Annotated in this window: 4 protein-coding genes; 2 read left to right on the top strand and 2 right to left on the bottom strand. The window is 60.7% G+C overall.

Annotation, left to right across the window (positions count from 1 at the left end):
• Positions 1-82 precede the first annotated feature (82 nt).
• A complete protein-coding gene (locus VD17_RS02525) occupies positions 83-1,549 on the bottom strand; it encodes an ArnT family glycosyltransferase (protein WP_046052517.1) in 1,467 nt (488 codons plus the stop codon).
• Positions 1,550-2,046: 497 nt separating this feature from the next.
• A complete protein-coding gene (locus VD17_RS02520) occupies positions 2,047-13,089 on the bottom strand; it encodes a peroxidase family protein (protein ID WP_046052516.1) in 11,043 nt (3,680 codons plus the stop codon).
• Positions 13,090-13,770: 681 nt separating this feature from the next.
• Between VD17_RS02520 and VD17_RS02515 the strand changes: the two genes are divergently transcribed.
• Together VD17_RS02515 and VD17_RS02510 are read left to right on the top strand one after the other, a co-directional pair.
• A complete protein-coding gene (locus VD17_RS02515) occupies positions 13,771-15,507 on the top strand; it encodes a type I secretion system permease/ATPase (RefSeq protein WP_046052515.1) in 1,737 nt (578 codons plus the stop codon).
• 6 nt (positions 15,508-15,513) lie between these two features.
• A complete protein-coding gene (locus tag VD17_RS02510) occupies positions 15,514-16,854 on the top strand; it encodes an HlyD family type I secretion periplasmic adaptor subunit (protein WP_046052514.1) in 1,341 nt (446 codons plus the stop codon).

Here is a 16,854-nt window from a genome sequence, read left to right as displayed (position 1 = left end):
GTGGATGGGGCCGTGCCTATCCGTTGAGTAAAAGTTCGCGCCGGGCCCACATCCAGTCACGCAGAGCTTCAATGACGCCGTTTCAAGGGTTGATCTGGCCCTGATTGGCGCACAAAGAGCCCAGCCCGAGCAGCAGGGCCGAACGCTTGGGTTTCAGATACGACTCGATCCGCGTCAGGGTGCAAGGCGCCAGGGCTTGCAATGCCGCGGGAAGCGGTTCCTGGACAAACAGCAGTCCCGGCGTATGGGCTACGCTGCTGGCCTGCGACTCGGTGATCGAACTGACGGGCCGCCCCATGTAATAGACCAGGCGAATGTCCGCAGTTCCCAAGCTATAGGCCGGGAAGTTTGGATATGCGTCGGTGGCGGCCTGTATCTGCGCAAATCCGTCGATCCGATGGGCGAACACCCGCCCTTCAAGACCCAAGTAGAACAACGTGTATCCCGCCAGTACCACGGCCGGAACAATTCGCAGACTCCAGCGCTGCCAAGGGTGCCGGGCCTGGGTCAGCAATTGGCTCCAGTGCCAGGCCAACAGCAGGGCAATGGCCGGGTAGATAGGCAACAGGTACTTGGCGTGCTTTTCGGTGAACAGCGAGAACAGCAGCAGCGGCACCAGAATGCAGCACAGCAACAAGGTCAGCTGCGGGCTCAGGCGGATGGCGCGCCAGAGTTGCCGCGGCCGCACCAGTAAGATCAGCCAGAAGGGAAAGAAATCCCCACACAGATACAACAGATAGGCATACCAGGCTTCTGCCCCCTGGCCATTGATTTTCTTGACGATGTCTTCGTTGAGGATGGCCGACCAGACGCCCCAGCCCTCCTGCATGGACACAGCCAGATACCAGGAAGTCCCGACCAGCACCGCAAGCATCCAGCCCCAGCTGTCACACAGAAAAGCGCGGGCCAGACGATCGCGGCTGATCAACGCATAGACCAGTATCGGTGCGGTCACCCACAACAGGCAAACCGGCCCCTTGGTCAGCAAGGCACAGCCGAGCAGCCCGTAACTGAGCCAGACCCAGATGCGACCGCCTTGCTCGAACAGAAAGCGCCATGCACAAAAGAGCGCCAGCAGACACAGGCCGGTCAAAGGCATTTCTATTTCTGCCCGGCGGGCAAACAGGCTGAACCCGGCATTCGCCGCCAGGAACACCACCGCCAGCAGCGCCACTTGACGCCCGGCGAATGCACAAGCCTGGCGATACAAGGTCAGGCAACACAGCGTCGCAAATAGCGCCGAAGGCAGGCGCACGCTCCATTCGGAGAGGCTGCCCAGCAGTGACGTACTGACCAGGGCCAGCCAATAGAACAGCGGCGGCTTGGACAGGTACAGCTCACCGTTCATGTAAGGCAGCAGCCATTGGCCAGCCTCGTGCATTTCCCGTGTCGTAACGGCGCGCCGGGCTTCATTGACGCTCATGAACGGCAAACTCCCCAGTCCCCAGTAAAACAACAACAGGAGCAACACCGCCACACCCAGGGTTTGCCAGTCCAGTGCGCGCCGCGCGGTTTGCGTCGGCAGGAATGCCTCGCCTTCTTTACTCATACCCGCCTTACTCCTTTCCCAAGATGCACGAAAATACGTGAGTCTGCCCAAGAGGTCAGCTCATCGTGTTTTCGTGAACTAATTACAACGCATTGCGCCTTCACGTAAGTTCCCGCTGGTTTCCAACGGAACACGAAGTGTAGCCAAGGCTGTAGAAAAGTAGCGTACGCTAATCACACTTTGCAACCTGCATGAAATACCCACTTAAATGGCTAGCACTAGTGCCTAATGCCAATCAGTTAAGCCGTAACGCAATCTGTAGCAGCTGACATTAAAAACTAGTGCCCACTTAAAATTTAAGTGCACACCATGTCCTGGCCTTGCGGGGTTGGGTGATGACTCGGCCGGACGGATACCGGGATCGAAGCCCTAATACTTCCACGGTGTTCCACCCATTTTCAGCTCAACAAACAGCCCGTTTTTTAAAGAAAAAAAGGGAGGGCATCCAAGCCCTCCCCTTCTTTTTTCACGCGTCTGCGACAGTACTGATCAGGACCTCAAGTGGCGAGAATGAAGTCTGCGGCAGTGACGGTTGTTGCATCGGCCACACCGACCAGGCGGATGGAGTCAGCTATTCCTGGGGCGCTGATCAAGGTATCCGCACCGACATCGGTGATGACGACGGTGCCGGCAAAGGTCGCAGCCGTGACGCCGAACGCGGAAATATCGAGCAGGTCCTGCCCTCCCACCGCGTTGGCATCGAAGCCGATGATCTGATCGACCCCGAAGCCCGCTGAGAACATGAAGATATCGTTGCCACTGCTGGCAACCATCACGTCGTTGCCGGCACCGCCGGTGACCGTATTGTTGCCAATACCGCCATCGATAGTGTCATTGCCGGCACCACCCAACAATGTGTCGTTACCGTCACCACCGAGCAGCGTGTCGTTGCCTGTTCCACCATTCAAGACATCCGCCCCATCACCGCCGTCGAGGCTGTCATCGCCAGTGCCGCCGTTCAGGGTATCCGTGCCAAGGCCACCGAACAGTTGGTCGTTTCCGGCGTCGCCATTCAGTGTGTCGTTGCCGCTGTTGCCGGTGAGGATGTCGTTGCCGCCGCCACCATTGAGGGTGTCATTACCCACCCCGCCGGTGATGACGTTATTCAACCCGTTACCGTTGCCGACGAAGTTGCCGACTCCGGTGTAGGTCAGATTCTCGACATCAGCGCCCAGCGTGTAGCTGGCCAACGAGGTCTGCACGGTGTCCGAACCGCCACCCGCCACCTCGACCACCACGTCTGCGGCTGCATCGACCACGTAGGTATCGTTGCCGGCTCCCCCCACCAACCGGTCAGCACCTGCACCGCCATTGAGGAAGTCGTTACCCACCCCGCCGGTGATGGTGTTGGCCAGCGCGTTACCGGTACCGGTGAAGTTACCGGTTCCTGTATAGGTCAAGTTCTCGACGTTGGCACCGAGCAGGTAGTTCGTCAGGCTGGTTTGCACCAGATCAGTACCACCACCCAGCGCCTCGGTGACGGAGTCACCGACGTTGTCGACCACAAAGGTGTCGTTGCCGGCACCGCCGTTCATGGCATCCGCGCCAAGCCCACCGTTGAGGGTGTCGTTGCCGTCCTCGCCATTGAGGACGTCGTTGTCGTCTCCGCCGTTGAGGATGTCGTTGCCAGTGCCGCCAAACAACTGGTCGCTACCGGCCAGGCCATTCAGCGTATCGTTCCCGCCCAGGCCAGACAGCACATCGTTACCCGCGGTGCCGGTGAGGGTGTTCGCCAAAGCGTTGCCCTGCAGTACCACGCCCTGTACCACCACCGCCGCCGTCGCCGCCGAGGTCACCGACTCCAGCGTGCCGAAGCCATCGGTGTAGCGCACGATCACTCGCAGTTGCAGATTGACCTGCGCCGCACCAGGGGTGAAGGTCGCAGCGGTCGCGCCGTTGATGTCGGTGAAGGACGTACCGACACCTTGCTGCCACTGGAAGCTGAAGGTGCCCAGCCCATCGGCATCGGCAATCCCGGCCGTCAGCGCGGTCAGTACCTGCCCTTGATCCGGCGTCGTATCGCTGATCAGCAACACACCTGTCGGTGCATCGTTGACGTTGGCCACCGGCCCCAGGACGTTGGATGAAACGCTTTCGGCCGCGCCGAAGTCATCCACGTAACTGACCACCACGCGCACTGCCTGGCCGACCTGAGCCTGGCCAAGCGCGAACGTGCTACCGGTAGCGCCGGCGATGTTGACGAAGCCAGGCCCGTTGTTCGCCTGCCATTGGTAGGTGAACTGCGGATTGCTGAGGCCATCAATGTCGATGATGCTCGCCGGGTCAGCGGTCAACACCTGGTTCTGCGCTGCAAGCCCGGTTACGGTCGGCCCTGCAGTCGGTGCATCGTTGACGTTGTCCACCGGCCCGAGGATGTTGGACGAAACGCTTTCGGCTACACCGAAGTTATCCACGTACCCCATCACCACGCGCACTTCCTGGCCGACCTGAGCCTGGCCAAGCGCGAACGTGCTACCGGTAGCGCCGGCGATGTTGACGAAGCCAAGCCCGTCGTTCGCCTGCCACTGGTAGGTGAACTGCGTAGTGCTCACGCCATCGAGGTCGACGATGGTCGACGGGTCAGCGGTCAACACCTGGTTCTGCACTGCAAGCCCGAGAACGGTCGGCCCTTCGGTCGGTGTACTGTTTCCGGACGAGTCGACGATCTCCAGCGTGCCCTTGGCATCCTGATACACCGCACGGACGCGGATGTTCAGACCCGCCACATCATCCGCCACCCGATAGGTGGCGCCAGTCGCCCGCGATACCTCGCCAGCGGCGACAAAGGTGATGTCTTCATAAACACCTGTACCGGGAATGGTTTCGACTTGCCAGTAGTAAGCCACCCCACCGGTCACAGCGCCGGTCGGGTTGGCCACACTCTGGTTGTCCGCGTCGCGTACCGCCGAATCACTGACACGCAGCAACTGGCCGGCCACAGGCGTTTCATCACGCACACCGGTGGCAGCATCGAGGATTGCCAGATGACCCAACGGGTCGTTGTTTTGAGCAGTGCCTACTCCGGATGATTGCGCAACGTCAGCGAACTGCAGACGCTCGATGCCCGTCAAGCGATCGACACCATCACGCCCCGCCACCGAGTCGGTCACGATGACCGTGTCGCCAACGATCTCGATACCGTATTCCCCCAAATTACCGGAGAACAGCGCGGTGTCGAAGCTGTTATCGCCGTTCAGAATCTCCCGCACGATGACCAACTGGCCTGGGTTGTAAGTACCGTTCAGCATCAGCGGCACCATCGGCTCCATGCTGTCGAACGTGGCGATTTCCGGACCGGTGCCATCAGCGTTCGCCCGTACGCTGATGCGTACGTTCAGCCACTTGTCACCATCGATGATGTCGTCACCACCGCGACCTTCGATCAGGTCGCTACCGCTACCGCCGAGGATGATGTTGCCACCGTCGTAGAACGTCGCTCCGGCGGGCAGCAAATCAGCCAGGCCGTTGATCAGGTTGATGTTGGTCAGCACACTGCCGGTTGCCCCCGCAGTGGGCAGCGATGTGGCATCTTCGTTATCACCGCGCAGGAAGTCACCGTGCGATGAACCCGACAGACCTTCCACGATGTCGAAACGCACCAGCGCCGAAGCACCCGAACCCGGCACCGGTGGAACATCGAAAAAGCGGTCGCTGTAATCGATGGTCACGCCCTGAGCGAGGTCCTTGAAGGTTGCCCAGTCATAGCCGGAGCCGCCGATATAGCGGTCACCCATGCCGAGACTGCCCACCATGATGTCGTCGCCACCTTCGGCGTTGAACTTATCGTTCTCGTTACCGCCGATAAACACATCGTTACCGATCACCGTGTCGTTGCCGAGCGGGTCGAAGTTGTCGCCAGGTGCACCGTCCGAAGTGCCCTTCTCGATCCAGTCGTCGCCTTCGTTACCCATGTCCTGTTCGTTGGCTTTGCTGCCCAGGATGAAGTCGTTGCCCTGGCCACCAATGGCCTCGGAAGCGTCCTCACCGGTTACGATGAAGTCATTGCCGAACCCGCCAATGATCAGGTTGACGCCGTTGCCTCCGTGCAGCACGTCGTTGCCGTCGCCACCCTGGATGTTATCGTCGCCGCCGGCGTCAGTGATGATGTCGTCGCCGGCGCCACCGCGCAGTTGATCGTTGCCGTTACCACCTTCGATGCGATCGTTGCCGGCATCACCCCAGACCGTGTCATCACCACCACCCGAGACGAGGATGTCTGCGCCGTTGGTGCCGCCCATCACGATGTGCTCGTCACCCGAGTAGCGGATGTAGTTGGCGTCCGGCCCTGCGGTCAGCGGATTGTCGCGGAACACCACCTGGTCGTTGTTATCGGAAAGCGGATCGGCGTTGCCCAGGCCATCGTTGTACTGCTTGGTCCTGTCCACTTCCAGATAGAACCCAGGGTCCGAGAACACCAGGCCCGGCAAGTGCGTGGCCGAGGTGTTGGCCATGATCAGCTTGGCGAACGAGTTGCTTTCCAGTTCGGCGTTCATCGACAGGCCAGCGGTACGCTCCAGGTAGTAGAAGCGGTCACCGTCCTGCAGTTTTTCCAACTGGTTCTCGAACACGAAGTTGAAGGTCGTGCCGAGCATGCCGCCGAACGGAGTTTTCTCTTCGGCCAGGCCGCCGATCCAGAGGTCGATGGCATCGACGCCCGTGGTCGTCACTCCCTTCAGATCGTCGGCAGTCCCCAGCACCCCATCCTTGCCGGCCAGTGTTACGTTGGCCCAGGCACCGCTGCCGTTGAGGAAGGCCAAGCGGTCAGACGGCGCATCAGCACCACCAAATACCAGCGCCATGGCTGCAGCGCGTTTTTCTGCCAGCGTGTCCGCCGCCGTGATCGTCTCATGCGTGCCATAGGCCGCGATGAAGTTGATCAACGACTCTGGATGTTTGAGGTGCTGCACCAGGTCGACCCAGCTGCTGTACGGCTTGAGTTGGGTATCACCGGTTTGGCTGTAGATGTCGCGGCGGATCGCATTGAGCGAGGGAATCCCCACGTCGCGGCCACGGGCGAGGTTGAGCGCCGGCAGGTCGAGCGGCAGACCGAGCAGGTTATTGCGCAGCGCCTCGGTGACGAACTCATCGATTTCGTTACCGGCCTGGCGAGTCACCCCACGAATAATCGCACTGGTCGCATCCTCTGGCGTCACACCACTGGCGGCGTACGCCAACGGGTTGAGGAACGCCGCGATCAAGCCGATTTGCTGATTCGGATCACCGTTGTTCGGATCGCCAATCACGTTGAAATTGGCGTCGAAGCGATCGACGGTCTCGGTCAGCATCGAGTGGCCAAACCGGTACACGGTGTGGGCGAACTCGGCGACGATCGAGGCATCGAGGTCGACGTCATAGACTTGGGTCGGTGCGAAGAACAGGTCGACCCTGGGCTGGATGGTCCGCGCAAACTCCTCGAACACCAGGTGCTGATACTGCATCTCGGTGCCGAACTTGGCAGCCTGGAACAAGCGCTCGCCATTCCACACCAGCGCATCGATCTCAGTCTGGTTGACTGGCAACGCGCTCACCGGATTGAGCAGCCACTCGTTGAGGAAGGCCACGTCACCCGAATCGAGCACCGTGTCCTTGGTCTGTGCGACCAGCCGATTGTGCTCGGAGTGGAAGATCGCATGCACCGCGGTCAGGCCGATGTTCTCGTTGACCCGGCCGTCGCCAGCGATGTAGTGAGCGTCGAGCAGTTCGTTGTCATAGGTCAGGTTGTTGCCGCCTGGGCCCGCTGGCTGCGCATTGCCGACATCAGTGTCAGTATCCGCCTGCAGAACCCCGCCGACGATGACCGGCGCTGCATTGTTGTTAATGTCGACGAGGAACTGGTGACCGGTGCGCACCGCATTGGTCAGGCTAATGGGGGACAGCGGATTGCCTTCGACAAGGATGTCATCAGCCGTGCCACCCAGACCGTCAGCCCCCTTCATCACAACCATCGGGAAGCCGTTCGGCCCCTTGATGAAATTGCCGTAGGCGTCAGTCGCCAACAACGGGGCGTTACCGACGTCGGCATCGGTAAGGTGGATACCCAGGATGTCGTTGGCCTGCGCCTTGACCACCTTCCAGGTCGCCATGCCACCGATTTCGGTGTCGTCTGCGGTGCCATACTTGCCATCCAATCCCAGGTCAACGTTAGTGATCAGCCTGCCGGTTGCGATGGGGCCGTTGTCGGTCAGCTCATAACCGCGCAGGAAAACCTGGTGCGACGGGTGCGAGCTGTAGGTCTGGTTTTGGTCCACGAACGGCGAGGTGGTGTTGGAGTGCTCATGGATGTCGTCGGCCGTGCCGAGAACACCATCCGCCCCTGGCTGGTTGGTCGCGCGGGTCAGCACCATGAAGTTGGCGTTGCCGCCTTCCACATACAGCGGATCATCCGGTTGCAGCGGGATGAAGATGGTGCCCGAACCGCCTTTGGTCACCAGGTCCAGACCGTGATCGAAGAACTGCCCGAAAAAAGTCATCCAGGCGTTGAACGGCGCGGACAACCCCGCATCCGCCGCGGTGTTCTCGAACAGGTACACATCGTGGTCGTCGTCAGTACCAAACTGACCATCCAGGCCGGGGCTGGCGACTATCCGTACGCCATCCTTGAGCACGTCGTCGTTACCCACCTCGCCGAAGTTGAGCACACCGTCCGCGCCCACGTCGTAAGCCGTGGCATAGGCCGCCGGGTTGTTCGACGTCTGGTCGACGATCAGATTACTGATGGTGCGCGGCTGCGAGTCAAACACAGAGCCGCTGGTCTGCTGGTACGACGATCCCGGGATGGCCGGCGAGCCGGGGCCAAAGAACCCGGCAGGTGCACCTTCTGCCGGATTGAAGACCGGAGTGGTCAAGCGTGGAAAGGTGTTATCGGCGGCACCAAACTCGGTGTTGTTAATGCCGTTGAGGTTCATCAGGTTGTTGTTCGAGCCATCGACCGCACGCAGGCCCAATGGCGCGCGGATATTCGGGATCAGCGAGAGGATGTCCTGACCGGCAGCGTCAGCTTCGGCAATCTTGATCTGATCAAGAATGAAGTTGAGGTCGGAGCGGACCATGTGAAGGCCCTCGCCACCGGCAGTGGCATCGACGACAGGTGTCGGCGCCGTCGGCACAACCGGCGCGCCGGGAACCACCACGGCCGTCGGCTGCGAGAACACTATTTCAGTCGTGCCATGACCATCCTGGTAGATCGCCTTGACCCGCAGTGACAGCCCGGCAAGATCCGGGGAGACCTTGAACGTGGTGCCGTCGGCACTTTGGAACGCCAGGTCGCCGGCCGGCAACAGGATGATGTCCTCGAATACGCCTGTGCCTGGATTTGCCTCGAACTGCCAATAGTAGGACACCGAGGTATTGTTGACCGTACCCTGCAGATTTCCCACCGCGATGTTGTTGGCATCGCGCACACCGGCCATGCTCACCGTCAGTGTGTCGCCCACGGTGATTGCGCCGCCGTTTCCGTCCGTGACGGTCGGCCTGCCCACCGGTTGTGCGTTCAGCCCTGTCACCAGCACTTGCTGGGTATCGGCGAACTGCAGGCGTTCGATATGCAGCAAGGTATCGGTGCCGTCGCGACCTGCTACGGTATCGGCCACCGTCCAGACATCGTCCGCCAGATTGGCCGTGCCGCGAGTGTCTTGCGTCACCACATACTCGGACTGAAGCCCGGAGAAAATGGCGGTGTCGAAGGCCGCCCCGCCCGTCGAGGTGCCGGACATGATTTCCCGCACGGCCTTGAGCTGACCCGGGTTATAGGTGCGGTCCAGCATGAACGGAATCATGTCGACCATGCTGTCGAAGGTGGCGATCTCGGGGCCGGTATGGTTGACGTCGCCAGGGGCATAAACCGCGATTCTGACGTTCAGCCATTTGTCGCCGTCGATCAGATCATCGCCACCGCGGCCCTCGATCAGGTCACTGCCATTGCCACCGAGGATGATGTTGCCCGTGGCAAAGCCGGTGGTCGGCAAACCGGCATCGGCCAGAAACTGCTCCAGTCCGCGGATCAACGCCACATTGGTCAGCGCACTGCCCGTGGCACCACCGTGGTTGACGATAGTGACCGCATCAACATCATCGCCTTTGAGCACATCGCCGTACTTCGAACCGGACAAGCCTTCGACCTCGGCAAAACGGTCGAGAATCGAGGCCGGCGAGGCGCCGACCGGATTGAACACCCCGGCGTTCTGGTTTGGCGCATTGCCGTGTGGCTGTGCCAGCGCGGCCAGGGACAGGTCAACGGTCACGCCGACCCTGTCATTTTTGTAGGTAATCCAGTCGAAACCGGACATGCCATCCATCTTGTCCTGGGCATCGCTGCCGACAAAGATGTCATCGCCACCCTCGCCGATCATTTCGTCGAAACCACCACCACCGACAAAGATGTCGTTGCCGACCACATCGTCATTGAGCAACGGCGAGAAGTTATCGCCAGGCGCACCGTCCTGGGTGCCTTTCTCGATCCAGTCATCACCTTCGTTGCCGGTAGGTGGCAGGTTGGTCTTGGCGCCGAGGATGAAATCGTCACCCTGACCGCCGAAGGTCGTGGTGATGTCTTCGGTGGTGACGATGAAATCCTGGCCATCGCCCCCCAGAATCAGGTTGCCTGCAACCAGCATGCTACCGGCCACGATCACGTCGTTACCGGCATTACCTTCCAGACGGTTGTCGCCAAACGAGTCGGTGATGATGTCATCGCCCGCGCCACCCAGTACCGCATCGTTCCCGGCGCCGCCTTCGAGGCGATCGTTACCGCCGTCGCCGTAAAGGGTGTCATCGCCGTCACCGGAGATGATGATGTCATTACCGGCGGTACCGCCCAGGACGACATGGTCTTCACCGGTGTACTGCAGATAATTACTGTCCAGACCAGGTGTGTCGGGGTTGTCGCGGATCACCAGCGGCACGATTTCCACGCCGTTGATCATGATGCCGCCCGTCGGGTCGGCTTTGCCGTCCACGCCAAGGTTAGTGAACTGATTGGCCTGATTCACTTCGAGGGTGAACGTCGGCGTCAGGAACACGGTGTTCGACAGGTGGGTGACATCGGAGTTGAGCATGATCAGCTTGGCAAAAGAGTTGTTCTCCAACTCGGTGCCGAAGTTCAGGCCCGCGGTACGCGACAGGTAGTAGAAGCGGTCGCCGTTCTGCAACGCCTCCAGTTGGGTTTCAAACACGAAGTTGAACGTTGAGCCGAGCATGCCGCCGAACGGCATTTTCTGCTCGGCGAGGCCACCGACCCAGAAGTCGATGTCGTCCACACCGGTGGTGGTAATACCATTGACCATGGCGTAGATGCCCGAACTGTTAAGGAAGTCCAGGCGATCCGCTGCAGTGGCGGTAAAGGTACGCTCATCGGCAGTGCCGGCGTTGATCACCGCGCTGCCGCCAAACACCAGGGCAGCGGCGACCGCACGCATCTCCACCAGCGTATCCACGTCGGCCGCAGTCAATGCCCCGTGGGTGCCGAAGGCGGCGATGAAGTTGACCAGGGATTCGGGGTGCTTGAGGTGGTCCGCAAAGTCAGCCCAACTGATGTACGCCTTGAGTTGACTGTCGCCGGTGGATGCGTACATCTCACGGCGCGCTTCATTCAACGTGGGGATGCCAGTGTCGCGACCACGCGCCAGGTTCAGGCTCGGCAAATCGAGCGGCAGACCCAGTAGATTGTTGCGCAACGCTTCGGTGACGAACTCGTCGATCTCGTTGCCGAGCTGACGGGTCACACCGCGAATGATCGCCCCTGCCGCTTCGTCCGCAGTCGCCCCGCTGCCAGCAAACGCCAGCGGGTTGAGGAAGGCCGCGATCAGACCCATTTGCGAGTCCGGATTGTTCGGGTCAGTGAGGAGCGGATTGAACTCGGGGTCGAAGCGATCGACGGTCTCGGTCAACATCGAGTGACCGAAGCGGTACACCACGTGGGCGAACTCGGCGAGGATGGCCGGGTTGATCGAGGTGTCATACCCGTTGGGTGCAAGGAATTCGTCGATCTGCGGCTGAATGGTCCGCGCGAACTCCTCGAACACCAAGTGCTGGTACTGCATCTCGGTGCCGAACTTGGCGGCCTGGAACAGGCGTTCTCCGTCCCACACCAACGCCGCGATTCCGGCGGGTGTAGTCGGTATCGCCGCCACGTCGTCCACCAACCACTCATTGAGGAAGGCCAGATCGCCGGCGGCAAGGAGGGTGTCCTTGGTTTGCTGGACCAGGCGGTTGTGTTCGGAGTGGAACACATGGTGCACGGTGGTCAGGCCGATGTTCTCGTTCACCCGGCCGTCGCCGGCAATGTAGTGAGCGTCGAGCAGTTCGTTGTCGTAGGTCAGGTTGTTGCCGCCCGCGCCAACCGGCTGCGCATTGCCGATATCAGCGTCAGCATCCGCCTGCAGAACCCCGCCAACGACGACCGGCGCGGCATTGTGGGCGATGTCGTCGAGGAAGCCATGCCCGGCGCTCACGGCGTTGGCCAGGCTGATCGGAGCATCCCGGTTGCCTTCGACCAGTTGAGTGATGTCATCAGCGGTCCCGGCGATCCCGTCAGCACCGTTACTGACGCGCATCACCACCTGCGGCATGCCGCTCGAGCCCCGGATGAAGTTGCCATACGCATCGGTGGCCAGCAGCGGCACACTGTGCACATCGGCATCGGTCAGATTGATACCAAGAATGTCACGGGCCTGGGCCTTGACCACTGCCCAGGTCGCCATGCCGCCATTGGTGCCGTCGCCATCATCAGCAGTGCCGAACTTGCCGTCGGCGCCGAGATCGCGGTTGGTAATCAAGCGTCCCGTTGCAACAGGGTCACCTGCGGCGTTGAGGACATACTCGCGCAGGAACACCTGATGTGAGGGGTGCGAGCTGTAAGTCTGGCTTTGGTCCACGAACGGCGAGGTGGTGTTGGGCTGGCCATCATCGGCAGTGCCGAGTATTCCGTCCGCGCCGGGGGTATGCACGGCACGTGGCAGCACCATGAAGTTGGTCGGGCTGCCCGGCACGAACAACGGATCGTCCGGCTGCAGCGGAATAAACACGAAGTCGGTACTGCTCTTGGTGACCAGGTCGAGGCCGTGGTCGAAGAACTGGCCGAAGAAGGTCATCCACGAGTTGAAGCCGGCGGTCAGACCCGCGTCCGGCGACACGTTGGGAATGAAGAACACTTCTTTGTCGTCGGCCGTGCCGAACACGCCATCCAGACCGGGGCTGATCACCGGGTCTGCACCGCCGTTCGCCGCAACCGCGGCCGGGTTGTTGGCTGTCTGGTCAACGATCAGGTTACTGATAATACGTGGCTGCGGGTCGACCACATTCCCTGACGCGGCATACGCCGCTCGATACTGGGCATCAAGCACGCGCAGGAAGGAATTGTCCGCGGCGCCAAACTCGCTTTGCCCGGCGACCAGGTTGTTGTAGCTGCCATCGACGGTGCGCAGGCCGAATGGCACCTGACTGTTGGGAAGCAAATCACTGAGGCTGGCGCCATCGGCATGCGCTTCTGCGATGAAGATTTGCTTGAGGATGAACTCCAGGTCCGACTTGTTGAAATTGGCCATTTCGATTGCCCTCGATCTCTTTGGGGAAGGGCACGGGACGATAAGAATCCACCCACGCCCAGTCCGGTGCTGGCTTGCGCAGTGTGTTGGTTCTTTTTTTGGGCGAGCGTTGGCTCGGGAAGGCAGAGCCGTTACACGGCCCCTCCGGGATGCGCGCCTGGAATTCGCAAAGAATGGCTCGCTGAGCGGTCAGGCAGAGCGAACCCTAACCCTGGGTGGGCCATGGAAACTTGAAGAAAAGGCGAACTTCTTGAACATCCCCTTCACTCTGCAGAAGAACGAAATCATCGACATGTGTGCTCCCTCGGGAAAATCATCACGCCTTGCGTTGCCAAAAAGTTGACAGGCTCCAGGCGGGCGGCTCCCTCAATGACTGAGACTAAAGTTGCATAGAGAAAAATTGTCAATTTTACGACACGCAAAACAGACGACCGGTGATTGACCTCTTAACTAACTGTTTTTATGAGACTTATAGAGAATCCTTAGCGGCATTTAGAGCGAAATGTTATTTCAGATTGTTTCGACGACACCTACGCTGCTGCCATGAGAGCGACGCAGAGATTTGCAGGTGATGCGCCCCTAGAGCGACCAACCTGCGGATCAACCAGCCGCCTGCGGAACTGGATCTGTTAGCTGTTGCGCCGCAAGGGCAAACGGCTTTTTGAAGAGGGGTCACCCAAAATGCACAAGCAGTCGAGCACCCGATCCGAGCTGGCCGACGCGCTTTTTCGACTTCGTCGCAGTTTTTACTCGCTGGCAGGGTTCAGCGGCGTGATCAACGTCATGATGTTGACGCCAGCTATTTATATGCTGCAGGTCTACGATCGGGCCTTGGTCAGTCGCAACGTCACAACGTTGACGATGTTGACCATTCTGGTGATAGGCCTGTTCTTGCTGATGGCCACGCTGGAAATGTTCCGCACCCGCGTGCTGATCCGGGTCGGCAACTGCCTCGACATGGACCTCAATCGACGCATTTTCACCGCAGCATTCGAGCGCAACCTGAGCCGCGCCGGAGGTAATCCGGCCCAGGCCCTGCAGGATCTCGCGCAGGTGCGTCAATTCCTCACCGGCAATGGCCTGTTCGCGTTCTTTGATGCGCCATGGACGCCGATCTACCTGCTGGTCGCCTACCTGATCCACCCGCTGCTCGGACTGGTCACGCTGATCGGCTCGCTGATTCTGGTGGGCCTGGCTTATCTCACCGAGAAGGCGACGCAAAAGCCGCTGGCCGAAGCCAATCAGGCCGCCCTCTCCTCCGCCAGCTACGCCAACAACAACCTGCGCAACGCCGAGGTCATCGAGGCCATGGGCATGCTGCCGTCGATCGGCAAGCGCTGGTACCAAAGCCATTTGCGCATCCTGGAAATGCAGACCCTGGCCTCCGACCGTGCCGCCCTGATCAGCAGCACCGGGCGCTTCGTGCGTATCACGTTGCAGTCGCTGATCCTCGGCGCCGGCGCGCTGCTGGCGATCGAAGGCAAGATCACCCCCGGGATGATGATTGCTTGCTCGATCCTCACCGGCCGCGCGCTGGGCCCGGTGGAGCAAGTCATCGCGTCGTGGAAGCAGCTGCTTGGCTGCCGTTCGGCCTGGGGCCGGTTGAATGAAATGCTCAACGACTATCCGCGCCGGCCACCGAGCATGTCGCTGCAACGGCCGCTGGGCATGCTGGCGGTGGAGAATGTGTATGCCGGTTCCCCTGGCACCAACAACACGATTCTGCGCGGGGTGAGCTTCAACCTTTCCCCCGGCGAAAGCCTTGGCATTATCGGCCCATCCGCCTCAGGCAAATCCACCCTCGCCCGTCTGTTGGTCGGCGTCTGGCCGGCACAGGCCGGCAAGGTGCGCCTGGACGGCGCGGACATATTCACTTGGAACAAGGGCGAACTTGGCCCCTGGCTCGGTTACCTGCCACAGGACGTGGAGCTGTTCGAAGGCACCATCGCCGACAACATTGCGCGCTTTGGCGAAGTGGACAGCGACGCGGTCATCCGCGCCGCCAGGACTACTGGGGTGCACGAGATGATTCTGCGTTTGGCGCAGGGTTATGAGACCCGTCTGGGCACCGATGGCAGCCCGCTTTCCGGTGGCCAGAAGCAACGCATCGCCTTGGCCCGCGCGCTGTATGGAGAACCCAACCTGATTGTGCTGGACGAGCCGAACGCCAACCTCGACGACGTCGGTGAAAAGGCTTTGGTCGATGCGCTGGCCCAACTCAAAAACCGCGGCGCCACCGTCATTCTGATTTCCCACCGTCCCAATGTGCTCTGCGCCGTCGATAAGGTGCTGATGCTGCGAGACGGTGGCGTGCAGATGCTCGGCACTCGCGACGAAGTATTCGCAGCGCTGCGCAAGGCCAGTGTGATGCCTGCAGGCGCGTCAACTCCGCTGGCCTCCGTCAAAGCACGGGAGTAACCGATCATGCAAATGAGCCAACACACCGACATGATTCTCACCGATCCCAGGAACGTGGTGGATCTGGACGTCGGTAAACCCGTGCGCTGGGGCATGTTGCTGATGCTCGCCGGCTTCGGCGGTTTCCTCCTGTGGTCCTGGCTGGCGCCGCTGGATGCCGGCGTGGTCGCGACAGGCACGGTAAAAGTCACCAGCAATCGCAAAGCCGTGCAGCATCTGAGCGGCGGCACCGTGGAGGCCATTCTTGTTCGCGAAGGCGATACAGTGAAAAAAGGCCAGGAGGTGGTCCGCCTCGACTCGCTGCGTGCCGCTGCCGAACAGGGTGCAGTCAGCGCCCAGTACATCGTCAGCAAGACTGTGGAAAACCGCCTGGAAGCGGAACGTGATGGCCGCGATGTGGTGAACTACGATCCCGAATTGTTCAAGCGCTTCGGGAATGACCCGCGCCTGGTGGCCGCTATGGATCTGCAACAACGCCTGCTGGACACCCGACGCGCCGGCCTCGCTGGCGAAATCAGCATCCTGCAGGAAAACCTCGCGGCGTCGTCAGTGCAGCTCAAGGGTCTGCAGCAGGTCTATGGCGCCCGCGCCTCGCAGATCAACTTCCTCAACCAGGAACTGAAAGGCACCCGCACGCTGGCGGCCGAGGGCTATGTCCCGCGCAACCGCCTGCTTGAGCTGGAACGCAGCAACGCCGACCTCTCCGCCGGCCAGGCCGAGAACCTCAACAACATCGCTCGTGTGCGTAGCCAGACCACCGAAATCAAGCTGCGCATCCTGCAGCGCCAGCACGATTACCTGAAGGAAGTCGAATCGCAGCTCACCGACACCGCCAAGGAAAACACCACCCTGGCCGACCGCTTGCGTGCGCTGGACTATGAAGTGACCCACACGGTGATTCGATCGCCCATCGATGGCATGGTCCAGTCCCTGAGCATCGCCACCATCGGCGGGATCATTCAGCCCGGCTTCAAGATCATGGAAATCGTTCCGGACAACGAACCGCTGCAGGTCGACGCGATGATTCCCGTGCAGGCCATCGACAAGATGGTCCCCGGCCTGCCCGTGGACATCGCCTTCCCGGCCTTCAACCATGCCCGGACGCCCAACATACCCGGCCGCGTGAAGACCGTCTCCGCCGACCGCCTGCTCGACGAGGAAAGTAAGCAACCATTCTACCTGGCACAGGTCGAAGTGACGCCCGATGGCATGAGCCTTCTTGGCAGCAATCACATTCGTCCCGGTATGCCCGCCAGCGTCACCATCAAGACTGGCGAGCGCAACATGATGAGCTATCTTCTCAAACCAATGCTCGAGCGTGTTGACAGCTCATTCAAGGAACAATGA

The sequence above is a fragment of the Pseudomonas fluorescens genome, from assembly GCF_000968015.1.
GTDB lineage: Bacteria > Pseudomonadota > Gammaproteobacteria > Pseudomonadales > Pseudomonadaceae > Aquipseudomonas > Aquipseudomonas fluorescens_W.
This window is presented reverse-complemented; position numbering and strand designations above follow the sequence as displayed.

Bases quoted from the DNA above. Each gene is read 5' to 3' on its own strand.
- VD17_RS02525 (WP_046052517.1), bottom strand. From the start codon at position 1,549: ATGAGTAAAGAAGGCGAGGCATTCCTGCCGACGCAAACCGCGCGGCGC.
- VD17_RS02520 (WP_046052516.1), bottom strand. From the start codon at position 13,089: ATGGCCAATTTCAACAAGTCGGACCTGGAGTTCATCCTCAAGCAAATC.
- VD17_RS02515 (WP_046052515.1), top strand. From the start codon at position 13,771: ATGCACAAGCAGTCGAGCACCCGATCCGAGCTGGCCGACGCGCTTTTT.
- VD17_RS02510 (WP_046052514.1), top strand. From the start codon at position 15,514: ATGCAAATGAGCCAACACACCGACATGATTCTCACCGATCCCAGGAAC.